This window comes from Actinospica durhamensis (assembly GCF_018139695.1).
GTDB classification, from domain to species: Bacteria; Actinomycetota; Actinomycetes; order Streptomycetales; family Catenulisporaceae; genus Actinospica; species Actinospica durhamensis.
The window spans coordinates 1-1,449 of sequence record NZ_JAGSOG010000572.1 but is presented as its reverse complement, the minus strand read 5'-3'; the positions used below and the strand labels follow the sequence as shown (position 1 = coordinate 1,449).

Annotated in this window: 1 protein-coding gene and 1 pseudogene; one reads left to right on the top strand and one right to left on the bottom strand. The window is 67.9% G+C overall.

All coding sequences use genetic code 11. The annotated features are described in order from the left end of the window. Positions 1-629, bottom strand: a pseudogene (locus tag KDL01_RS41100) (hypothetical protein); the annotation flags it as partial. Between the two features lie 64 nt (positions 630-693). Between KDL01_RS41100 and KDL01_RS41095 the strand changes: the two are divergent. After that, complete coding sequence (locus tag KDL01_RS41095; RefSeq protein WP_212534140.1) at positions 694-1,209, top strand: GNAT family N-acetyltransferase; 516 nt, start codon at positions 694-696, stop codon at positions 1,207-1,209. The last annotated feature ends 240 nt before the right edge of the window (positions 1,210-1,449 follow it).

Genomic DNA, 1,449 nt, shown 5'->3' with positions numbered 1-1,449 from the left:
CACCCCAACCGCCCCGCCGGCCGCGGCAACGCCACCGGTCCCGGTGTCGGTGCCGACGCCGACGCCGACGCCGACGCCGACGCCCGACCAACGCTCGGACTAGTGGCCGGATCCAGATCCCGATCCGGATCTCCGTTATCTCCGTTATCTCCGTGCTCGCCGTTATCTCCGTGCTCGCCGCGATCGCCATGATCTCTGTGCTCGCCGTGATCTCCGTGCTCGCCGTAGTCTCCGTGATCTCCGTAGCGCTCGTGATCCCCGCCTTCGCTCCTCCGCTGCCTCGCCGGTTCCACCACGATCGGCCCGGGCCGCAACACCGCCCACACCAGCAGTCCCCAAGGCACCCAGAGCAGCGCGACCGCGGCCACCGCCAGCGGGAAGAAATAGATCAGATTCGGCACCAGCCAGTACATCGTCGCCGTGATGAAGCCGAGTCCACCCCACCAGCCCCGCAGCGCCGCCTCCCGCCGCGTATCCGAGTCCCTGATCAGCAGCAACATCGGTACGAAGGCCACCCAGGCCAAGACCCCGAGATCCGGCGCCGGAAACAGCAGGACACCCACCGCCCCGGCCGCCGCCGTCCCGAGGCGCGATGCCCATCTGCCCGAGATCTTCACATATTGCTTCATACCCGGACACCACCGCGGAATATCGGATTGCCGCCGTCATCGGCCCCCCGAAACAATGACGCCCATGAGCGATCTCGACATCAGCATCGTGGAACTGCCGGAATCCGACTGGGAAGTGTGGCGAGACCTGCGCCTCGAAGCCCTGCGCGACGCCCCCAACGCCTTCGGCGAGACGCTCGCCCACGCCCAGGAGCGCACCGAGGACAACTGGCGTGCCTGGTGGCGCGACGAATCAAGGCTGCCCCGCTTCGTCGCCGACCTCAACGGCGTCCCGCTCGGCATGTGCTCGATCGTCCTGCCCGAAGACCACGACTTCCAGCCGCTGGTGATCGCGATGTGGACCTCCCCCCGAGCACGCGGCCGCGGCCTCGGCCGCGCCCTCCTCGACGCCTGCGTCCGCTGGTGCACCACCAACGGCCACACCCGCCTGCGCCTCGGCGTCGTCGAAGACAACTTGGGGGCAAGCCGCCTCTACGCCGGCTACGGCTTCCAGTACACCGGCGACGACGAGCCGCTGCTGTCCGACCCCTCGAAGCTGATCAAATGGATGGAACTCCCCATCCAAGCCCTGAGCAGATAACCCCCCGACACCAATTCGCCGACTCGCCAACTCGCCAACGCCGCCACCGCGAATCCCCCTGGCGCCGACCCCGCAAAACCACCGCAACGTCGACTCACCATCAAGCCTTCGCTCACCACCGCCCAAGCACCCCCGTGACCCGCTCTCACGAAGCCGGCGCAGATCTCACGAACCCAGCGCAGAGTCAGTCCTTGGCCAATCCACGCGAGACGGGCACAAGCCCGCCTCGCGGCACTCCAC